Annotated in this window: 1 pseudogene; it reads left to right on the top strand. The window is 60.0% G+C overall.

From position 1 onward, the window contains the following. Positions 1-510, top strand: a pseudogene (locus tag A9587_RS24300) (type IV secretion protein Rhs); the annotation flags it as partial.

Genomic DNA, 510 nt, shown 5'->3' with positions numbered 1-510 from the left:
AACAGCAGCGTCCGTGCATCCGTCTGTATTACGAACTGGCGGCGCATCCCCGGCGGGTGACACAGATTTATCAGCATTTCCCTGATACTGCACCTTTACTGCTGCGTCGTTACAACTATGACGAGGCTGGCCACCTGAACGGCGTGCACGACAGCACGGGGCACCTGTTGCGTGAGTTTGCTTACGACGAAAACAACTGCATGACGCTGCACCGGCAGCCCGGCGGCGAAGGATATTATTACCAGTGGGGCTGGTATGAAGGGCCGGATGATGCAGGCTGGCGCGTGACGGACCACCATACCGACAGTGGCGCACGATACCGTCTGGACTGGCGGATGGCTGAACGTGTGGTATGTGTGACAGACGGGGCGGGCCGGACCCGTTTTCATCAGTGGGATGCGCAGAATCAGGTGACGGCGTACCAGGACGAAGCCGGGCAGGTGATGACGTTCCGCTGGAGCGACGAAGAACGACTGCTGCTGGGGATGACCGACGCTCAGGGCGGCAAAT

Source organism: Escherichia sp. MOD1-EC6162 (assembly GCF_002965125.1).
Taxonomy (GTDB): Bacteria; Pseudomonadota; Gammaproteobacteria; order Enterobacterales; family Enterobacteriaceae; genus Escherichia; species Escherichia marmotae.
Note: the sequence above shows the minus strand (reverse complement) of the source record. Positions and strands in the feature narration are given on the sequence as shown.